Source organism: Natrialba hulunbeirensis JCM 10989, assembly GCF_000337575.1.
Lineage (GTDB): Archaea > Halobacteriota > Halobacteria > Halobacteriales > Natrialbaceae > Natrialba > Natrialba hulunbeirensis.
On record NZ_AOIM01000037.1, the window covers coordinates 174,097 to 191,392 of the forward strand.

A 17,296-nucleotide genomic window follows, 5' to 3' on the forward strand; every position below is an offset into this window, starting at 1 on the left:
CAACCCGAACGGAACGAACGAAACGGTCCAGACGACTTTCGCTCAGTTACGTAATCGCAGTCGGAACTCCCGGTCCGCTCCGATACCAGCAATGCCAGCGCCGAACGAATAGGCCACCTGCTGGGCACCCGTCCCGAGACGCGCCATCAACGGCCGCTCTGGTTCGAACTCCTCGACCACAACCTCGTCCGTCTCGAGTTGGTCCGTCAGCTCGTCCTCGAGATCCCGTCGCGTGCCGAGTTCGTCGACCAGCCCCAGTTCGTGAGCCTGCTCGCCGAGGTAGATCCGGGCTTCGGTGTCGCGAACGAACTCTGGGTCCATGTCACGGCCGTCGCTGACCCGATCGACGAACGTCTCGTAGTAGTCGTCGATCAGTCCCTGGAGGTACGCACGTTCGTCCTCCTCGAGTTCCTTCAGTGGCGTGCCGGCGTCCTTGAACTCGCCGGCGGCAAAGCGCTCGTAGGAGAGGCCGACCTTCTCGGCGAGGTCACTGGCGTTGACGCGCGAGCCGATGACGCCGATGGAGCCGACGATAGAGCCGTCGCGGGCCCAGAGCGCGTCACAGCCGCTTGCGATCCAGTAGCCGCCGCTTGCACAGACGTCGGTGGTGTAGGCGACCGTCGGCCCGTCGAAGCGCTCGGCGGCGAGTCGGATATCGTCGCTCGGGACGACCTCGCCGCCCGGCGTGTTCAGCTTCATCAGGAGTGCATCGACGTTCTCGTCCTCGTCGGCGCGGTCGATCTGGTCGACGACGTCGTCGGCCGGCGTCGACTGTGGCCGCGAGGGCAGCGGGCCGCCGCCACCGCCGTCACGGGTGATCGGCCCCTCAACGGCGACCTCGGCGACGTTGTAGCTCGCGAACATCGAACTCGCGATACCGCTGATCACCCTGATTCCGAGCACGATCACGGCGAGTGCGATGACGAGGCCGAACAGGTCCGTCAGTGAGTCGGGGTACAGGACGAACACGCCGAAACTCACGATAGCTACTGCCACAATCCCGAGCGCAACGACAGCGAGTTGGCTGATCGTTCGCGTCTCAACCATCGCAGATACCTCTGTTCATGTCGGTATCTCTGAGTGCTGTCCTGTTAACCGTTGTCGTCGCGTCTGCCGTTCAGGTACCCAGTAGCGGACGTTGGCTCACTAACTGCGTGCAGGTCGTCCGTTCACGAGGACGCAGATACCTGATACGAGCGGGCAGAATGCCACGCCCTCCAGTCTGTGATCGCTGTTGCTGACAGATTGGTAGGAGATTCCCAGACAACAAATCACTGTCACAACTGCTTGCTCGCTGTTCTCCGCCATCACTTCGTTCGTCCAACTGGTCTATAGCCGTCACCAGCGAGAGAAACACGCTCAACAGTACCGTCGAGCGTGGGACGAATCGAGCCCAGACGACGTGCTTAGAGCAGTCCCGTCTTCTGGAGCTTCATCAGGTCCTCGGTGTCGAGGGTTTCGCCCTCCTTGAACTTCTGATAAATCTCCTCGGCCTCTTCTTTGGCCTCCTCTTTCTTCTTGTCGCGCTCGGACTTGCGCTCTTGCTCTTCTTCCTTGTCGAGTTCGCGCAGGCGCTTCTGCACGCGGACGAAGTCCTCGTGGTGCTGGTCGGCCGCCTCCTGAGCCTCGACGAACTTCTCGTGCATCTCGTCGGCTTCGTCACGGATGTCGTCGGCTTCGCGGTAGGCCTCGATCATCTGGTTGTGATGTTCCTGGGCCTTGTCCGCGAGCTCCGTCACCTTCTGGTGGTGCTGGGATGCCTCGGAGCGAACCTCCTCAGCTTCCTCGACGAGCCCTTCGAGATCCTCGTTTTGCTCGAGTTTTCCCTTGCGCTCTTCGTACTCCTCGCGCTTGGACTCGATTTTCTCGATGAGCTCCTGCTCTTCTTCGCTCGAGAGGACCTCGGTCTGCTGCTTGAACTCGAGTTGCTCGATTTCCTCTTCGAGCTCCTCGAGGTCCTTACCCTCGTCGAGTTCCATGTCCGACTTGAGCTTGTCGACCTTGTCGAAGAGCTCGTTGGCGTCGGCGTTGAGCTCGTTACGCTTGTCCTTGTGTTCCTGGACCTGCTCGTTGAGCTCGTCGCGCTGTTCGCGGTGTTCCTGGGCTTCGTCGACCTTCTCACGCGTCTTTGCGTTCAGGTCGTCGCGCTTGGAGGCGCGATCGGAAGCCATCTGGTTCAGCTCGTTTCGCCGGTCTCGAAGCTGGCCGGCCATCTTGATGAGCTGTCCTTTGGAGTTGTTTTCGAGGTCGTCGTCTGTCAGTTCGATGTTTTTCGATTCGTCTACCATGTGTTATTCAAACCTCTGTGCCATACCCGCACCGGTCCGCGAGCGCAATTCGTTCGCGTTCGTTTGCGTATTCGCATGTGTTGCGACCGCCGCGTGCGACCGTTCCTGCGTCTCCGTCTTCATCTGTCTCTGTCTCTGCGTCAGGAGTCGGAAGTACGGCCGTGGTCGCGGTTGTCGCAGTGTACAGCGACTGCTCACGATCTGCGAAATCTCGGTGAATAAGATTTCCTGTCATCGATCGTCGAGCGATACGCGCCCCGGTGGCGTTCTGGTACCGGTAACTACTGGAGCCTGTAATTTAAATGTACCGGTCTACAACCCCGTGAAAACCGTTACCAGGGGCCGTGTTCCACCCGCTCGCTCGCACTGGCTGGTCGACCGGCGTATAAATATGGACAGTGCAGACCGATTCTGTCGGCTGGGGGTCGATTCGTTCGGTCTGCTGGGACGATTTCCCGGAGCAACCACAGGGCGGGCGCGGTTGCTCCAGAATGACGAACAGCAGTCCGTCTCAGAAGAGGTTCTCGAGTCGGTCGTCGGTGAACTGCTCGATATGATCGGTCTCCTCGCTGTCCTGTTCGCGCTGTGCCTCGCGTGCGCGGTCCATGAACTCCTCGATGCGCTGTGAACGCTCTGCGCCGCCGAGGAGGACGAGGGCACCGAGTCGGTCGCTCTCGAGTGGGAAGTCGCCACCCCGGACCTGCATGCTGCCGGTTTCGTCTTCGAGCCAGCGGCGAGACTTCTCGACACCTTTGCGCGGGATTTTCTCGGGATCGCCGGCGATGACGAGCAGTGCGGAATCGGCCGTCGTCGCATCCGGCAGACTCGTCCCGGTCAGGAGTGCCTGCCGGGAGACACTCATCGCCGTCCGGACGTTCTCGGCGCTGTCGTCGCTCGCGACCTCGCTTGCGTAACCGAGGGTCGCGATGCCGCCGCTTCGCAGCGTGTTGATGACTTCACTCGAGTCCACCACGCTCTCGCCGACGCCCTCGACGGCCTCGCCGGAGGCGAACAGGAGGCCGACGCGGCGGGCGATCTTCTGGTTGATCGTTTTGAACGCGCCTTCGACACTCTCGCCCTGTTCGTGCCAGGCGTCGTTGTCGATAAGGAGGGTCGAATCGGCCTCGCGGGCGAGTGTCTTCAGCGAGCGGCCGGCGTTGGCCTGATAGAGCGCGCCTTCGTTACGTCCCGGCAGGACGCCGAGGGCGTAGACGGGGACGTCGTACACTTGCTGGAGGTGATGGACAAGTACCGGTGCGCCGCCGCTGCCGGTGCCGCCGCCGAGACCGGCGACGACGAAGATCGCTTCAGCACTCGAGGTCACACGGCCATCCAGGGCACCCAACACCTGCTGAATGTCCGATTGCATGACCTCGGTGCCGAGTTCGTTGTCGCCACCGACCCCGTGGCCGTTGACGCGATCTGCACCGATTAGCTGTGTGTCGACAACATCGAGGGACCGAAGGTCGGGTTTCGCGGAGTTGACTGCCAGCGCGCCACGGACTGCACCAAAGCCCATGTCCGCATCGAATCGAGCGAGTCGTTCCGTGACCTTCCCACCGGCCTGACCGACTCCGATCAGGGCTACTTTCATACCGCTATCGTGTGAGTGCAAGGTGTTGAACGTTCCGGTGTGCGTACCAGTCACTCTCTGTTCAATACTCGATTGACCATCTGGTGCGCCTCCATCACGTGCCGCTTGCGTATTGATCACCAAGCAGTTATCCAGCATTCATACAGTATTCATCCAGCACTCACCCAACGCTCATCCAGCGCTCACTCAGTTCTCACCGGTGTCGCTACGGATGATAACCCACTTGTGGCCACCCGCTGTCACTCCCGATATGTTCTACGAACAGCGGATGGCCGTCCCCGACTCACCTGCAGACCTGCGAGCGGAGTATGCTGCCGACCTCGCCGGCGTCGTCGACCAGTACGGCGCGGACACCGTCGCCAACGAAACCGATCTAGATGCTGAGACACTCGAGTCCCTTGAGGCCGACACTATCGCAGACCTCACACTCGAGGAGGCGGCCCAGATTCAGTCCCAGGCAGACGGCGAACCGGATGCCGATACGATCGTCGAAATCGCGTGTGAACACCTGTTGCTCGGGATGACGACGGCAGTACTCGACGTGGACGCCGTCGAGAGCGAGCTGCCGGTCGACATGGACGCAAAGGAGATCCAGCAGAAGATCGAACGCCGTGCCCCGATGAGTTTCGGGGAGTACGTCCACCTGCAGCACACGATCGTCGGTAGCTCCCCATAAGCGGCTGCGTACGCTCGCTGTCGGTTCGCACGCCGACCCGGTGCTGTGTTCGTAACGCTGGTTCAGGCACAGGCACAGGCTCCGGTGTCGTTATTGCCCCACGCACGCGACCTGCAACTATGACTCTGCGAGTTGCACTCCTCGGCTGTGGCTACGTCGGCCTCGAGCTCGGCCGCCAGCTCAGCGCCAACGGACACCACCCGATCGGCGTCCGCCGCTCGGACGACGGCATCGCCGCAATCGAAGCCGCCGGTTTCGACGCCGTTCAGGCAGACATCACCGATGCCGACGCCCTCCAGACCGTCCCCGATGTCGACGCCATCGTCTTCGCCGCCAGCAGCGGTGGCCGCGGAGCCGACGCCGCACGAGAAATCTACGTCGACGGCCTTCGAACCGCCATCGAAGCCGTTGGCGAGCGCGACTCACCATCACAGCCCGATCGACTCATCTACACCTCCTCTACCGGCGTCCACGGCGACCACGACGGCGACTGGGTCACCTCGGAGACGTCGATCGAACCCACGACGCCCAAGACCGAGGTGCTCGCCGAGGCTGAACGGATTGCACTCGAGTACCCCGCCGAGTTCGGGATCGACGGCACGGTCGCGCGCTACGCCGGTCTCTACGGGCCGGACCGGTACCGACTACAGCGCTATCTCGAGGGGCCGGTGACAGAGGGGTATCTGAACATGGTCCACCGGGACGACGCCGCGGGAGCAGTTCGGTTCCTTCTCGAGGAGGATCTCGGTCGCGAGGAGGTCGTGCAAGTTGTCGACGACGAACCGGCCGAGAAGTGGGCCTTCGCGGACTGGCTGGCGGACGAGTGTGGACGCGAGCACCCACCGAAGCAGACGAAAGCGGAGCGACTCGCGGACGACGACCTCTCGGAGCCAGCACAGCGCCGGATTCTGACGAGCAAGCGCTGTGCGAACGATCGGTTGCGGGAGCTGGGATACGAGTTGCGATATCCGACGTTCCGCGAGGGATACCGGGCGGCAATCGAGTCGGTCTGTGACAGCGAATCGTAGCGATCACGTCGACTCGCGTTCGGGATCGTGATCCCTGTCGACCTGGGTGAACACGTACCAGAACCCGAGCAGAACGACGAAGAACAGCACGCCAATGCCGACTCGGAGCGCGATCTCTTCGATCCCGCTCATTTCGGCTTGCACCAGCGCGGCCGCCCAGCCGCCGGTGACGATGGCGAAGCCGGTCGCAACGACGAGCATGATGAGGAGCCGATCTGTGGGAATGTCCATCATGGGCGGTTCGATTCGGACGCGGATAACTGCCAAGCGTAAACGACCCCACCCTACTTCGCTCACCGCATACGCGGTTCGCTCGTTGAGGGTGGGGCTTTGATGTGGACTCCCAGCGATCAACTCTCGGCAGTTGGCCGATAGCCGTCGCCGTTCACCATCCCACCATTTATACGCACGTCTACTGGTGTCGAAGGAAATCAAAGATTTCCTGACCATTGGAAAGCTCCGCTTTCCAAGACGTCTGCGCTCCCCGACGTGGGCGAGGAACGCAGTCTGTGTTGTCGCTTTCGCATGTATCGTAGTCCGACGTTTTTCGCGCCGTTGTAGNCGTCTGCGCTCCCCGACGTGGGCGAGGAACGCAGTCTGTGTTGTCGCTTTCGCATGTATCGTAGTCCGACGTTTTTCGCGCCGTTGTAGTCTGCGTTGATTTTATACCCACACCTCAGACACTCAAACTGCTCGCCGTGGCGGTTATCTTCGTGGGTAAAGCCACAGTCGGTGTGTGAACACCGCTGGCTCGTGTGGTCGGGTTTGACCTGTTCAACCGCGACANTCGTTCTGGTGCTTTGTACTCGACGTACTCGACAAGACGGCGGAATGCCCACACATGATGCCAGTCTGCGTATGACAGTCGCTCTCGAATGTCAGTCAAGTCCTCGAACACGATCACGTCGCAGTCGTGGACAACCGCTTCGGCAACGATCTCGTTGGCGACCGTGTGGATGTACTGTTTGCGCCATGCTCGTTCTCGTTTCCCGAGTCGAAGCAAGGCGTTGTGTGCGGCTTGTGTGCCACGCTGTTGCATCTCTGCGCGGCGCTTCTCGAACTCCTGTATCCAGTGGTCGTATTCGTCACCGTTCCAGAACGTGCCCGTACTGGCGACAGCGAGGCTATTCACGCCGAGGTCGATACCGAGGACTGTCTGGTGCTCGGTATCGTCCGACCCCTCGATTTCAACAGCCTCTCCATCTTCGTCTACTTTCCGTGTTGTGACGTGGAAGTAGAACTCGTCGGTGGCTTGGTCGTACTGGACTGTACTCGTGCGAAACTCGTAGTCTTCCGAGAGAACGTATTCCTCGTATGGTGTTGGACTATCTGCTGGTAACTCAAAGTCACACTCGACTCGTCCGTTAACCGTTGAAAGCGAGATTTTGTTCCGGTAGAAGGTGGCACTGCGCTTGTCGTAGACCATACTCCACGAGGTGAATTCTGGTTTGTTCGTCCGTTTGCCCTTCTTCNTTTTGTTCCGGTAGAAGGTGGCACTGCGCTTGTCGTAGACCATACTCCACGAGGTGAATTCTGGTTTGTTCGTCCGTTTGCCCTTCTTCTAGCGATCAACGCCGCTATCGACGGCGTGGACGACACGCCGGATGGCTTCTTGGACGAGGTTTGCCGTGAGGTCTGTTTCCTCGCGGAGACGGTCGTACAGCGCATCTCTGGCTTTGCTGTTGNATGGCTTCTTGGACGAGGTTTGCCGTGAGGTCTGTTTCCTCGCGGAGACGGTCGTACAGCGCATCTCTGGCTTTGCTGTTGGACGTTACGCAGTCTTCGTAGTCGGTGTTGTCCCAGCAGTAGTCACTGGCTTCGTTCGCGCAGTACAGGAATTGCCCGGCGGTTTCGTGGAGGTCGTCGTGGTACTCGTCGGGAACAACGAGTTTGACCGGCGCGGTGCGTCTGACCTCCATGTTTCAGATGTTGNCGGCGGTTTCGTGGAGGTCGTCGTGGTACTCGTCGGGAACAACGAGTTTGACCGGCGCGGTGCGTCTGACCTCCATGTTTCAGATGTTGTTTCGACGATACGTAATAGTTCGGGAGTCAGTCGGCTATGGTCTCGTGGGTTATGTCGTGGAGTGTCGGCTTCTGCTCACGGGCCGCAGGCCCGTTCGCACGGCCCGAGGGAGCTTGCTCCCTCGCTGTCCTCCCCGGCCTACTCGCTTCGTGCTTCCGACCAGTCGGAAGCCCTCGCTCCTTGAGGCCGGGGGCTCCGCCTCGAAATTGCTGAGTTCGCCACGCGGTCAATCCAGCCCATACTGCGTTCAGTGTCCCATTGACGCGACCCACGCGCGACACCTCGTTGTGACGACGATCGACGAACCCTCACGATCAGGGGAAATTTCTTGGTTGTTGAATTTGAGTGTCCGGTATGGACGTTCAGCGCGCCTCGACGGAGATGGGGGTCGTCGAGGCGGCAACAGAGCGGCCGGTCGCAGCTATCGAAAGCGCTGTCGATTCGCTCGAGGCGCTCGATCCGCTGGTGCTCTCCCTCCTGATTCTCACCATCGCCGGCCTCGGCCTCGGTGGCTGGTGGATCGTTCGCTGGTTTCGCCGCCCGCCCGGTGTACGACTCCAGCGCGTGCTTGCCGACTACGACGACGTGACGGTGTTGATGCATCCGAATCCCGACCCGGACGCGATGGCGTGTGCGATGGGGGTCGCTGCTATTGCGGACGATGTAGGGACAGAGACAACACTGCAGTATCCCGGCGAGATCCGCCATCAGGAAAACCGCGCCTTCCGGACCGTGCTGGGACTCGACGTCGATCAAATCGCCGCGGGTTCGGAGCTCGCGAGCGACGCCGTCGTCCTCGTCGACCACAACACGGCACGGGGCTTTACGGGTGCACAGACGGTCGAACCCGTCGCCGTCGTTGACCACCATCCCGGCAACGGTACGGGGACGAAGTTTACCGACGTGCGCACGGAGTACGGCGCGGCGTCGACGATCATCGTCGAGTATCTCGAGGAACTCGGAGCCGTCACCGAGGCGGACGAGGAGGACGGACTCACGCTCACGGCCGAACTGACAACCGGACTGCTCTACGGCATCCAGTCCGATACAGACCACCTGACCAACGGCTGCTCGCGGGCCGAGTTCGACGCCTGTGCGTACCTCTTCTCGGAGATCGACGAGGACCTTCTGGAGCGAATCGCGAATCCGCAGGTCAGCGACGACGTGTTGCAGATCAAGGCGACGGCGATCACCGAGAAGCGAATCGAGGGGCCGTTCGCGATCTGTGACGTTGGGGCGATTTCGAACACCGACGCGATCCCGCAGGCTGCGGACGAACTGATGCACTTAGAGGGCGTCACCGCCGTCGTCGTCTATGGCGAAAACGACGGCACGATTCACCTTTCGGGCCGGTCGCGCGACGACCGTGTCCACATGGGCGAAACACTGCGCCACGCGGTAAACGACATCCCGATGGCGAACGCTGGCGGCCACGCGCGGATGGGCGGCGGCCAGATCTCGGTCGATCACATGCGGGGGCTCGGCCCCTCCGACGGCGTCGACAAAGCCGAGTTCGAAGAACGGCTGTTTGCAGCGCTCTCCGGCGAACGGTAATCCGCCTGTTATCATTTACAAACTCACGAACTTCCGAACAGAACAGCGCAGGTGAACGCTTGCAACCAGTACAAAACGGTCGTCCGGCAATAGCTCGCGCGGTCGCTCGCTGCGGGCCCGGCGGAGGATGCGGTGGCCGTCGGCGGGCGAAATAAAGGGAGATAGAGCGGGACTTCGGTCAGTGAAGAGTGGGGCGCTAGGTACGACCCAACCCGGTCCTACCGGATCTCTTTCCACTCGGCAGCGCAGTCGGGACAGATCCGAACCGTCTTGATCTGGTTCGGGTCGTTCTCGGTCTTCAGCGGCTTCTCACAATCATTGCAAACGAGGCGGTCGTAGGTGTCTTTGTCGAGTTCGCCCTCTCGAAGTGCCTTTCGGACAGATTTCATGTTCACTGCTTTGGAAGGTCTAGAAGAAAAAGACCGGGGCTTCGCCGTTGACATAATGGCCCCCTCAGTGGGGTATCGGGCCCGATAACTGTCGGTACAAGAACACGTCATGGGATACCACGACAGCCGGTGAGTCGTGGCCGTTTTACCGATTCGCTCAAACACTCTACCGATGGAGTACGTCCAGGAGCGGATCGCGACGCTTCACGACTTCCGCGCCCTCCGCGGACACCACACTGAGACCGAGACCGAGGACGAGGACGAGCGCCAACACCCCGTCGCTGCCGCGCCCGACACCGCCACCCCCGCGCTCGACCTCGACGCACACCTCCGCGAGACCGCCGTCATCGTCCCGATGGCCGGCCGCGAACACGAAAGTCCCGCCGCCGAGCGCGTGCTCGCCGAACTCGAGTCCCTCTCGCCTGCGCCCGCCGCCGTCTTCGTTCCCGTTCGCACCGCTCCGGACCGAATCGATGCGTTTCGCGAGTGGCTCGGCGGCTTCTCGTTGCCGATCCGCCTTCTCTGGTGTAACGCGCCCGCCGTCGAAGAGCGACTGGCGGATGCCGGACTCCCCCATGGCCCGGAGACGGGGAAGGGACGCGACGTCTGGCTCGCGCTCGGCCCTGCTGCCGAGGCAGCCGACTACGTCGTCGTCCACGATGCGGACGCGCGAAGCTACGAGGCCGACCACGTTCGCCGGCTCCTGGCACCGCTCTCGATGGCGGACCAGAACTTCGAATTCGTAAAAGGATACTACGCGCGTCTCGAGGATGAGCAGCTCTACGGCCGGCTGTTTCGGCTGTTCTACCGGCCGCTGTTGCGCGCGCTCGAAGCCGACCCCGGTGTCGCAACTGGTCGCAACCACGAAACTGACACGGCCATCCTCTCGTACCTCACCGCCTTCCGGTACGCGCTGGCCGGCGAATTCGCCATGACCGCCGCCCTCGCCCGACGCATCCGCGCCCCGCAGTCGTGGGGCCTCGAGGTCGGCGTCCTCGGCGACGCCTTCGAGCACGCCGGCTTCGCCGGCAGCGCGCAGGTCGACCTCGGCCACCACGTCCACGACCACCGCGCCGTCGCCGGCGACACCGGCCTCGAAGGGATGAGCCGCGAAGTCGGCGCTACGCTCCTGGCGGTACTCGAGTCCGGCGGCATCGACCCCCACTACGAGACGCTTCCCGAGCGCTACCTCGCGGCGGGCGACGAACTGGTCGAGCAGTACCGCGCGGACGCGGCGTTCAACGGACTCGAGTACGACCCGGCGAGCGAGCGGGCGCAGTTGGAGCGCTACGCCGGTGCGCTCTCCGAGCCGAGGCCGGACCGGCGACTGCCTCGGTGGACGGATGCACCGCTCACGCCAGCGGCAGTACTCGAGACCACCCAACCGTGGCTGGCTGATGGTGCCTGTCCGGAGCCGAGCGCGGATGACTGAGACGGCTCAGCCTCGCGTGTGACGATCCCGTGCGGTCCACAGCCAATCAGGGCCAGGGGTCAGGACGCCGGCTATCAATATTTATCTGCGGACCACCCGTTACACCGCGTATGAACGCGACCGCCGACGAACTGGCCGGTGTCGTCGACCTCTTCGGCGGGCTGACGCGCGCGGAACTCGAGCGCGCCCTCTCGGAGGCCGCCTACCGCGCGGACGGACAGTCCGTCGACGAGGACGCACTCGAGACGGCGATTGAGGAGGCGCTCGCGTCGTTTGCGCTCGTCCGCTACGACAGCGACGCGAGCGAGGCCGACGCACCGTTGCTCGTCGCCGGTCCGACGGCGTTCCCGACGGTCCCGGACCACGCCGAGGACGTGCCACACATTCTCGACGTCGAGTCCCGCCGGCTCGACCGCGACGCACTCGGCGAGACCGCACACGACCGGTTCGCGACGGCGGTCGATCGCGCGCTCACGGACGGCGACGCGGGCCGACTCCAGACGCTTCTCGACATCAGCTACGATCTCGAAGCCTGGGCCCCGCTCGACCTGGCAGCCGAACGCGACGCACTCTCGGAGGCACTCGAGTGAGATGAGTCGGCGACCCACCTTCGACCTCGATCCGGTGGTGGCACACGAACCCACCGGGATCGACGACCAGCGGTTCGACGCCGCGGTGCTCGCGCCGGTCATCGACCGAGACGGTGAGGATCACCTGCTGTTCACTCGCCGTGCGGACCACCTCGGCGAGCACCCCGGGCAGATGAGCTTCCCCGGCGGCGGTGCGGAGTCGGTCGACGACACCATCCTCGATACCGCGCTCCGAGAGGCCAACGAGGAGATCGGTCTCGACCCCGAGGAAGCGGAAATCGTCGGCCAACTCGACGACATCCGCACGATCAGTGAGTACGCCGTCACGCCGTTCGTCGCGCGCGTCCCCGACCAGGAGTACGACCGGCAGGCCAGCGAGGTCGCCGAAATCGTCGTCCTTCCGCTCTCCGGGCTACTCGACCCCGAGAACTACGAGTACGAACAACGAGAGCATCCCTACTACGGCGACATCGTCGTCCACTACTTCCACGTCGACGGCTCCACCGTCTGGGGCGCGACGGGCCGGATTCTCGTCCAGCTACTCGAGTTAGCAACCGAGTTCGAGGCTCCGGTTTCGGACGACCGCACGCGAGGCTAGGTCTCCGTTCCCCCGCCGAAAGAACCGCAGGGAACGTCACCTTTTTGCGCGCCCCGCTCACAACGGGTGTATGGTCGCACAGACGATGGATCGAGTTCCGCACGGGCACCAGTAGTTCCACCCGCAGTAGCTCCCGCGACAGTAACCCACGGAACCGCCGTCGACCTGTTTCTGTTCAGTTGCACCGTTCACACGGAGCGTCCGCTTCGTCTCGAACCACCAGCAGTCAGACACTCACAATTACTCCCATCAGTATCGACACCTCACTCCGAGGTGGTCGCCAATGTTGACCACAAGTACCGTCTCGCGTGCCGGCCTGGATGCCATCGCGCTCAAACCAGCCGAGTGTGATATTGGGCGAGCAACGGCCATCCCGGCCGACACTATCGCGATCGACTACGAAGGCCGCGAACACGTCCCCGACCGGGAAACGATTGAGGACCTCGCAGCCGACACACAGGTCTTGCTGACGACCCCGGTCAGAGCCGACGGCTTCGACCCGCTCGGCGACGACTCGCTCGCCTCCGACCTGCCGGCCGCGGTCGACCGCATCCTCGTCGCCGGCCACCCCGCCTACCTGACCGACGACGAACGCAGTCGCGCCGTCGCACCACGACTCGGGGCTGCACTCGAGTCCGCCCCAGATTCCTGGGTCGGTACCGAGAGCGTCGAGCGCATCGCGATGGCGACGGGCGCGACCCAGTACGACCTCCTCTCGCGGTCGACGCAACGGGAGCTACGTGCCCTGCGCGCGGCCGGTTTCGACGGCGACATCGCCGTCTACGCGCCGACGGTTCTTTCGGACGACGAAAACGTGATTCTCGATGCCGTTGGTGACTACGTCGCCCGGCGGCGGCCGGTCGCCTCGGCGCTGCCGGAAGACGGCGACGAGCAGACGGATTCACAGGCGACGGGTCGCGCACGAGAGGTGTTGCTCGCCGCCGCGAACGACTACGCGCTCGTCGGCACGGAGGCCGACGTTCGCGAGCAGACTGACGCGCTGCGCGAGGCTGGCGGGACCAGCGTGGTCGGCTACCCGGCGCGCGATATCGTGCCGTTCCTCGAGTAGGAGCGGCGGCTGTTTCTTCGCACGGAACGCCCGACGATATAAGTCACTCCGGCAACCAGCAGTGCGCATGACACTGCTCGCAGAGCGAACCACGACCGACGCCGCCGCCGACCTCGAGGCGGCCGAGGTTGCCGTTGTCCCGACTGGAAGCACCGAACAGCACGGCCCGGCGCTCCCGCTCGGCATGGACCACATGGCCGCGCAGGCGTTCGCCCGCTCCGCTGCCGACCGCGACGACACTGTCGTCCTTCCGACGATCCCCGTCGGCGTCAGCGTCCACCACCGCCAGTTCGACGGCACGCTATACGTCTCCGCGGAGACGTTCGAGCAGTACGTCGAGGAGACGATCGCGAGTCTCGCCGGGCACGGTGTCCGCAAGGCCGTCGTCGTCAACGGCCACGGCGGCAACAGCGGTGCGCTCCGGCGTGCTGCCAGAACGCTTCGCGACGAGGAAACAGCCTTCGCCCCGCCGTGGAACTGGTGGGACAGCGTCGAGGACGTCGCCGCCGACCTGTTCGACGAAGACGGCGGCCACGCCGACGCGATGGAGTCGAGCCTCCTCTGGCACATCCGCGAAGACCTCGTCCAGCCCGACGAACTCGAGGCCGCCGAAGCCGGCGCGAGCGAGTCCTGGGGCGAGTCGGTCCACGGCGCAGCGCTCGGGTTCGACACGATCGACTTCTCCGAAAGCGGCGCGGTCGGCAGGCCGACCCAGGCCGACCCCGAAAAGGGGGAAGCGCTGTTCGAAGCCGGTGCCGACCAGCTCGACGCGCTGCTCGACTGGCTCGCAGCACAGCCACTCGAGGACTGCTGGGCGCGTGCGCACAAATGAGCGAGGACGCACCCGAACTCGCGGTCGGTGCCGACGCCTTTGTCGAGCAGGGTGCCGGCCACGCCGTCGCCGTCGTCGGCGCGGGAGCCGTTGGCGCGACCGCAGCGTACGACCTGGCTCGACAGGGAGCCGACGTAACGCTGTACGAGCGCGGCACCGTCGCGAACGAGTCGAGCGGCCGCGCGGCTGGCGTCTGTTATGACGCCTTCGCCGGGCCGATCGACGCCGAAATCGCGAGCGACGCGATCGAACGCTTCCGCGCGCTCTCGGGCGACGAGACGTTCCCGTTCACCGAGTGTCCCTACGTCTGGCTCGCCCGCGAGGGCGACGACCGACGCGCCGACGCGATCCGCGGCCAACTCGAGCGCATGCACGCACAGGGCGTCGTCGCACTCGAGATGACCGCCGACGAACTCGCGGAGCGATTCCCGGCCCTGCGGACCGACGACGTCGCCGTCGCGGGCGTCGCGGGCGGCGCGGGCTACACCGATCCCGGCCAGTACACCGCCTGCCTCGCCGCGGCGGCGACCGGCGCGGGCGCGACACTCGAGACGGAGACGCCGGTGAGCCTCGAGATTGATCCGGCACGGATCGTCCGCGACGATGGCACGACGGAGACGTACGACGCCGTGCTCGTCACTGCCGGCGCGCACACGAAGCGCCTGCTCGCGGACGCCGGCATCTCCATCGCACTCAAACCCTACCGCGTCCAGGCGCTCGTCGCAAGCTGTGACCACCCGGAGCCGATGTGTTACGACGCGACCGGCGGCTTCTATCTCCGGCCGCATCCCGAGGGGCTGCTCGCCGGCAACGGCACCGAGGAGTGGGAGGCCGACCCGGACGAGTACGACCGGGCGGCGAACGACGGCTTCGCCGACGACCTGCTCGAGCGCGTGCGCCACCGGCTCCCCGACGCCGCCGATATCGACCTCGAACGCGCCTGGGCCGGACTGTGTACGGCGACACCGGATCGAGATCCGCTGGTCGGCCAGCTAGAGGAAGGGCTGTACGTTGCAACTGGATTCCAGGGCCACGGCTTCATGCGCGCGCCGGCGATCGGTCAGCGGATCGCCGACCAGATTCTCGGCGGCGAGGGCATCGACGCCTTCGATCCGACCCGCTTCGACGGCGACGAGGAGTTCGACGTCGTCGAAGGGATGGGCGTTACGGACGACTGATCAGCGGTGCGTACAGCCAATATGAACGGCTGCACGCGGGTTTTCGCCACACCATGTTTTTTGCTCCTACCGCGACAGGCGGGCAAACGTTTTAGTCGTGTGGTGGAGTACCACACCTGCGAACGATGGTTCACGCGTTTATCATGGTCAAGACGGCCGCCGGCAAGTCGGAGGGGCTCCTCTCACAGATTACTGACATCGAGTCCGTCGCGGGCGCTCACATCGTCGCGGGGAACTACGACATCATCGTCGAGATCGATGCCCCCGAAGTGTACGACGTGCTCAAGGCCGTCTCCTCGGATATTCAAGGTCTCGAGGGCGTGACCGACACGAAGACCTACATCGCGATGGACCAGAACGGCGACTGACCACTACAACGGATCTGCCTTTTCGAGACCCGTTCACAGCGCATCGTGCTCGCTGCGGCGGGACGACGATACAGTGGGTCAGCAACACAGCACCCCAGCTACGAGTCCGCGCCAGCCGACTGCTCCTCGAGTGCACCCTCCAGCACAGATCGGACCTCCGCGAGCACCGACTCGGGAGATTGCGTCGCATCGACCCGAACGAATCGGTCCGCGTAGCGCTCGGCCAGCAGTTCGTAGTTCTCGCGGACGGATTCGAGATATGCAGCGTGCTCGAACTTGTTCGTCGATCCCGCACGTCGCGCAGCCGTCTCCGGGTCCAGATCGAGGTAGATCGTCAGATCAGGCTCGATCGAGAACGGTTCGTGGATGTCGACGACGTACTCGAGTGGCTCCGCAATCCGTCCGGTTTCTGCGAGTGTCGCGCCCTGATAGGCGTAGCGGGAGTCGGCGTAGCGGTCGGAGATGACAAGGTCGCCGCGCTCGAGGGCGGGTTCGATTTTGCGCGAGAGGTGGTCGGCGTGGTCGGCGGTGTAGAGGAAGAGTTCGGCGAGCGAGTCGGCGTCGTCGTCTTCGATAGAGCGGTAGACGGCGTCGCCGTACCAGGAGTCGTTGGTGGGTTCGCGGGTGAAGACGGCCTCGGGGTAGGTGTCTTGCAGGGCCTCCCAGACGGTGGTTTTGCCGCTGCCGTCGAGTCCCTCGAGCGTGACGAGCGTGGCCATGGATCTGCTCGCACGTCGTCGGGTGAAGTATTACAATCTGTCGAGAATCCGTCGTCGGTTCGGGTAATCGATTTAGCAGGTGTCCAACAGCGCTGTCGGGCTTCAGTCTGAGTAGCTAAAATCGGATCAAATACATTCTCCTCGCATAGTAAAAATAAATAATGTCCAGTATACAATAGAAGATGGTGAAGCGCCATACTGTGGTAGCGATCGCAGGAATAATTCCACTATTCGTACTGGTCAGCGCCGGCAGCGTTGGATTCTATCTTAGCCCGTATGAACCGCTCGCACCGGAGTATGCGGTCGCACACGAATCGACGGATGCGTTCGACGACGTACTCGAGAACCAGGAACTCGAGACGGACAATGCGAGACACGTCGACTCCCTCTCACCGAGTGCACAGCGCGTCTTCGACGACGCAACTGATCGCCCGCCTGAGGAGAGAGGCGGTGTGTCCGGATGGCAGGAAGCCGATGTCGCGGTCTGTCAGGACGCGATGCTCGTTTGTGATGCGGTTAGCGACCCACCGCTGGTTGACGGGGGCACGTACACCGTGGTCGAACAGGACGATGAGCTGTACGTCGTGGAGACACAGCAGCATTTCCCGCCAGCGCTGGGGGCGACGGCGATCAGTTACCTCACGTTCGCACTGGTCACCGTCTTTGCTGGACTCCTTGCGCTGGTCGGGTACAAACACCGAGACGCGCAGACACTCGAGTCCGGTCTTTTCGCCGCCGCAGCCATCGGCGTGAGCGTTGGCCTCTGGCCGTATCTCCTCCTGGTCGCCGGAATTGCGTCCTACTGGTGGCTCGTTCTGCCACTCATCTGTCTGGGGATCGCACTGCTCGTCCGGCAGATTTCGCTCCTGTTTCGGTACGCAGAGGCCACGATGGCAGAGACGTGACCCCACCGCTGACGGTGGTGGCACGCCGATCGCACTGTCCGCGGCAACTACTT

Annotated in this window: 17 protein-coding genes and 2 pseudogenes; 11 read left to right on the plus strand and 8 right to left on the minus strand. The window is 63.4% G+C overall.

Translation table 11 applies throughout. From position 1 onward, the window contains the following. Positions 1–42: 42 nt before the first annotated feature. From sppA to C483_RS14280, 3 genes are all read right to left on the minus strand, one after another. On the minus strand, positions 43–1,047 hold the full coding sequence (gene sppA, locus C483_RS14265) for a signal peptide peptidase SppA (RefSeq protein WP_006654069.1): 1,005 nt from the start codon (positions 1,045–1,047) through the stop codon (positions 43–45). A 359-nt stretch (positions 1,048–1,406) separates the two neighbouring features. Beyond that, the gene (locus C483_RS14270; RefSeq protein ID WP_006169269.1) at positions 1,407–2,288 is read right to left on the minus strand and encodes a coiled-coil protein; all 882 of its coding nucleotides are present in this window, start codon (positions 2,286–2,288) and stop codon (positions 1,407–1,409) included. Between the two features lie 511 nt (positions 2,289–2,799). Beyond that, the gene (locus tag C483_RS14280; protein WP_006654071.1) at positions 2,800–3,882 is read right to left on the minus strand and encodes a tubulin/FtsZ family protein; all 1,083 of its coding nucleotides are present in this window, start codon (positions 3,880–3,882) and stop codon (positions 2,800–2,802) included. A 250-nt stretch (positions 3,883–4,132) separates the two neighbouring features. Here C483_RS14280 and C483_RS14285 point away from each other — a divergent pair, with 250 nt between their 5' ends. Further along, entirely contained in the window at positions 4,133–4,558 is a 426-nt protein-coding gene (locus tag C483_RS14285; RefSeq protein ID WP_006654072.1) for a DUF5791 family protein, read from the plus strand. A 125-nt stretch (positions 4,559–4,683) separates the two neighbouring features. After that, positions 4,684–5,586 carry an NAD-dependent epimerase/dehydratase family protein gene (locus tag C483_RS14290; RefSeq protein WP_049912750.1) on the plus strand — a complete coding sequence of 301 codons (903 nt, stop codon included), beginning with the start codon at positions 4,684–4,686 and terminating at the stop codon, positions 5,584–5,586. 3 nt (positions 5,587–5,589) lie between these two features. Here the strand turns inward: C483_RS14290 and C483_RS14295 are convergent, their stop codons facing one another. The 3 genes and pseudogenes from C483_RS14295 to C483_RS21360 all read right to left on the minus strand — a co-directional run. Next, positions 5,590–5,817 (minus strand): hypothetical protein, encoded by a 228-nt coding sequence (locus tag C483_RS14295; protein ID WP_006654074.1) that lies wholly within the window; start codon positions 5,815–5,817, stop codon positions 5,590–5,592. A gap of 332 nt (positions 5,818–6,149) precedes the next feature. After that, positions 6,150–7,505 (minus strand): annotated as a pseudogene (locus C483_RS21180) (RNA-guided endonuclease InsQ/TnpB family protein); the annotation flags it as partial. Between the two features lie 14 nt (positions 7,506–7,519). Continuing rightward, positions 7,520–7,595 (minus strand): annotated as a pseudogene (locus tag C483_RS21360) (transposase); the annotation flags it as partial. Positions 7,596–7,963: 368 nt separating this feature from the next. Here C483_RS21360 and C483_RS14305 point away from each other — a divergent pair. Continuing rightward, positions 7,964–9,163 (plus strand): DHH family phosphoesterase, encoded by a 1,200-nt coding sequence (locus tag C483_RS14305; RefSeq protein WP_006654076.1) that lies wholly within the window; start codon positions 7,964–7,966, stop codon positions 9,161–9,163. 218 nt (positions 9,164–9,381) lie between these two features. Here C483_RS14305 and C483_RS20510 read toward each other — a convergent pair whose 3' ends face one another. Further along, on the minus strand, positions 9,382–9,552 hold the full coding sequence (locus tag C483_RS20510) for an HVO_0758 family zinc finger protein (protein WP_006654077.1): 171 nt from the start codon (positions 9,550–9,552) through the stop codon (positions 9,382–9,384). 172 nt (positions 9,553–9,724) lie between these two features. On the opposite strand from C483_RS20510, the gene C483_RS14310 reads away from it, so the two are divergent. The 7 genes from C483_RS14310 (at position 9,725) to C483_RS14340 (ending at position 15,619) form a co-directional block, all read left to right on the plus strand. Continuing rightward, entirely contained in the window at positions 9,725–10,984 is a 1,260-nt protein-coding gene (locus tag C483_RS14310; protein WP_006654078.1) for a hypothetical protein, read from the plus strand. 110 nt (positions 10,985–11,094) lie between these two features. Beyond that, a complete protein-coding gene (locus C483_RS14315) occupies positions 11,095–11,574 on the plus strand; it encodes a DUF7109 family protein (protein WP_006654079.1) in 480 nt (159 codons plus the stop codon). A 1-nt stretch (position 11,575) separates the two neighbouring features. Beyond that, positions 11,576–12,172, plus strand: a complete 597-nt coding sequence (locus C483_RS14320) for an NUDIX hydrolase (protein ID WP_006654080.1) — start codon at positions 11,576–11,578, stop codon at positions 12,170–12,172. Between the two features lie 283 nt (positions 12,173–12,455). Further along, positions 12,456–13,241 carry a DUF7388 family protein gene (locus C483_RS14325; RefSeq protein WP_006654081.1) on the plus strand — a complete coding sequence of 262 codons (786 nt, stop codon included), beginning with the start codon at positions 12,456–12,458 and terminating at the stop codon, positions 13,239–13,241. Between the two features lie 67 nt (positions 13,242–13,308). Next, positions 13,309–14,073, plus strand: a complete 765-nt coding sequence (locus C483_RS14330; protein ID WP_006654082.1) for a creatininase family protein — start codon at positions 13,309–13,311, stop codon at positions 14,071–14,073. Beyond that, complete coding sequence (locus tag C483_RS14335; protein WP_006654083.1) at positions 14,070–15,251, plus strand: NAD(P)/FAD-dependent oxidoreductase; 1,182 nt, start codon at positions 14,070–14,072, stop codon at positions 15,249–15,251. Before C483_RS14330 ends, C483_RS14335 begins: the two co-directional genes overlap by 4 nt. Positions 15,252–15,376: 125 nt before the next feature. After that, positions 15,377–15,619 (plus strand): Lrp/AsnC family transcriptional regulator, encoded by a 243-nt coding sequence (locus tag C483_RS14340; RefSeq protein ID WP_049912731.1) that lies wholly within the window; start codon positions 15,377–15,379, stop codon positions 15,617–15,619. Between the two features lie 98 nt (positions 15,620–15,717). Here C483_RS14340 and tmk read toward each other — a convergent pair whose 3' ends face one another. Further along, positions 15,718–16,338: a dTMP kinase gene (tmk, locus tag C483_RS14345; protein ID WP_006654085.1), complete on the minus strand. Its 621-nt coding sequence runs from the start codon at positions 16,336–16,338 to the stop codon at positions 15,718–15,720. A gap of 200 nt (positions 16,339–16,538) precedes the next feature. On the opposite strand from tmk, the gene C483_RS14350 reads away from it, so the two are divergent. Beyond that, entirely contained in the window at positions 16,539–17,243 is a 705-nt protein-coding gene (locus C483_RS14350) for a hypothetical protein (protein ID WP_241431518.1), read from the plus strand. The last annotated feature ends 53 nt before the right edge of the window (positions 17,244–17,296 follow it).

Bases quoted from the DNA above. Each gene is read 5' to 3' on its own strand.
- tmk (WP_006654085.1), bottom strand. From the start codon at position 16,338: ATGGCCACGCTCGTCACGCTCGAGGGACTCGACGGCAGCGGCAAAACC.
- C483_RS20510 (WP_006654077.1), bottom strand. From the start codon at position 9,552: ATGAAATCTGTCCGAAAGGCACTTCGAGAGGGCGAACTCGACAAAGAC.
- C483_RS14280 (WP_006654071.1), bottom strand. From the start codon at position 3,882: ATGAAAGTAGCCCTGATCGGAGTCGGTCAGGCCGGTGGGAAGGTCACG.
- C483_RS14335 (WP_006654083.1), top strand. From the start codon at position 14,070: ATGAGCGAGGACGCACCCGAACTCGCGGTCGGTGCCGACGCCTTTGTC.
- sppA (WP_006654069.1), bottom strand. From the start codon at position 1,047: ATGGTTGAGACGCGAACGATCAGCCAACTCGCTGTCGTTGCGCTCGGG.
- C483_RS14340 (WP_049912731.1), top strand. From the start codon at position 15,377: ATGGTTCACGCGTTTATCATGGTCAAGACGGCCGCCGGCAAGTCGGAG.
- C483_RS14315 (WP_006654079.1), top strand. From the start codon at position 11,095: ATGAACGCGACCGCCGACGAACTGGCCGGTGTCGTCGACCTCTTCGGC.
- C483_RS14310 (WP_006654078.1), top strand. From the start codon at position 9,725: ATGGAGTACGTCCAGGAGCGGATCGCGACGCTTCACGACTTCCGCGCC.
- C483_RS14295 (WP_006654074.1), bottom strand. From the start codon at position 5,817: ATGGACATTCCCACAGATCGGCTCCTCATCATGCTCGTCGTTGCGACC.
- C483_RS14305 (WP_006654076.1), top strand. From the start codon at position 7,964: ATGGACGTTCAGCGCGCCTCGACGGAGATGGGGGTCGTCGAGGCGGCA.
- C483_RS14330 (WP_006654082.1), top strand. From the start codon at position 13,309: ATGACACTGCTCGCAGAGCGAACCACGACCGACGCCGCCGCCGACCTC.
- C483_RS14320 (WP_006654080.1), top strand. From the start codon at position 11,576: ATGAGTCGGCGACCCACCTTCGACCTCGATCCGGTGGTGGCACACGAA.
- C483_RS14325 (WP_006654081.1), top strand. From the start codon at position 12,456: ATGTTGACCACAAGTACCGTCTCGCGTGCCGGCCTGGATGCCATCGCG.
- C483_RS14270 (WP_006169269.1), bottom strand. From the start codon at position 2,288: ATGGTAGACGAATCGAAAAACATCGAACTGACAGACGACGACCTCGAA.
- C483_RS14285 (WP_006654072.1), top strand. From the start codon at position 4,133: ATGTTCTACGAACAGCGGATGGCCGTCCCCGACTCACCTGCAGACCTG.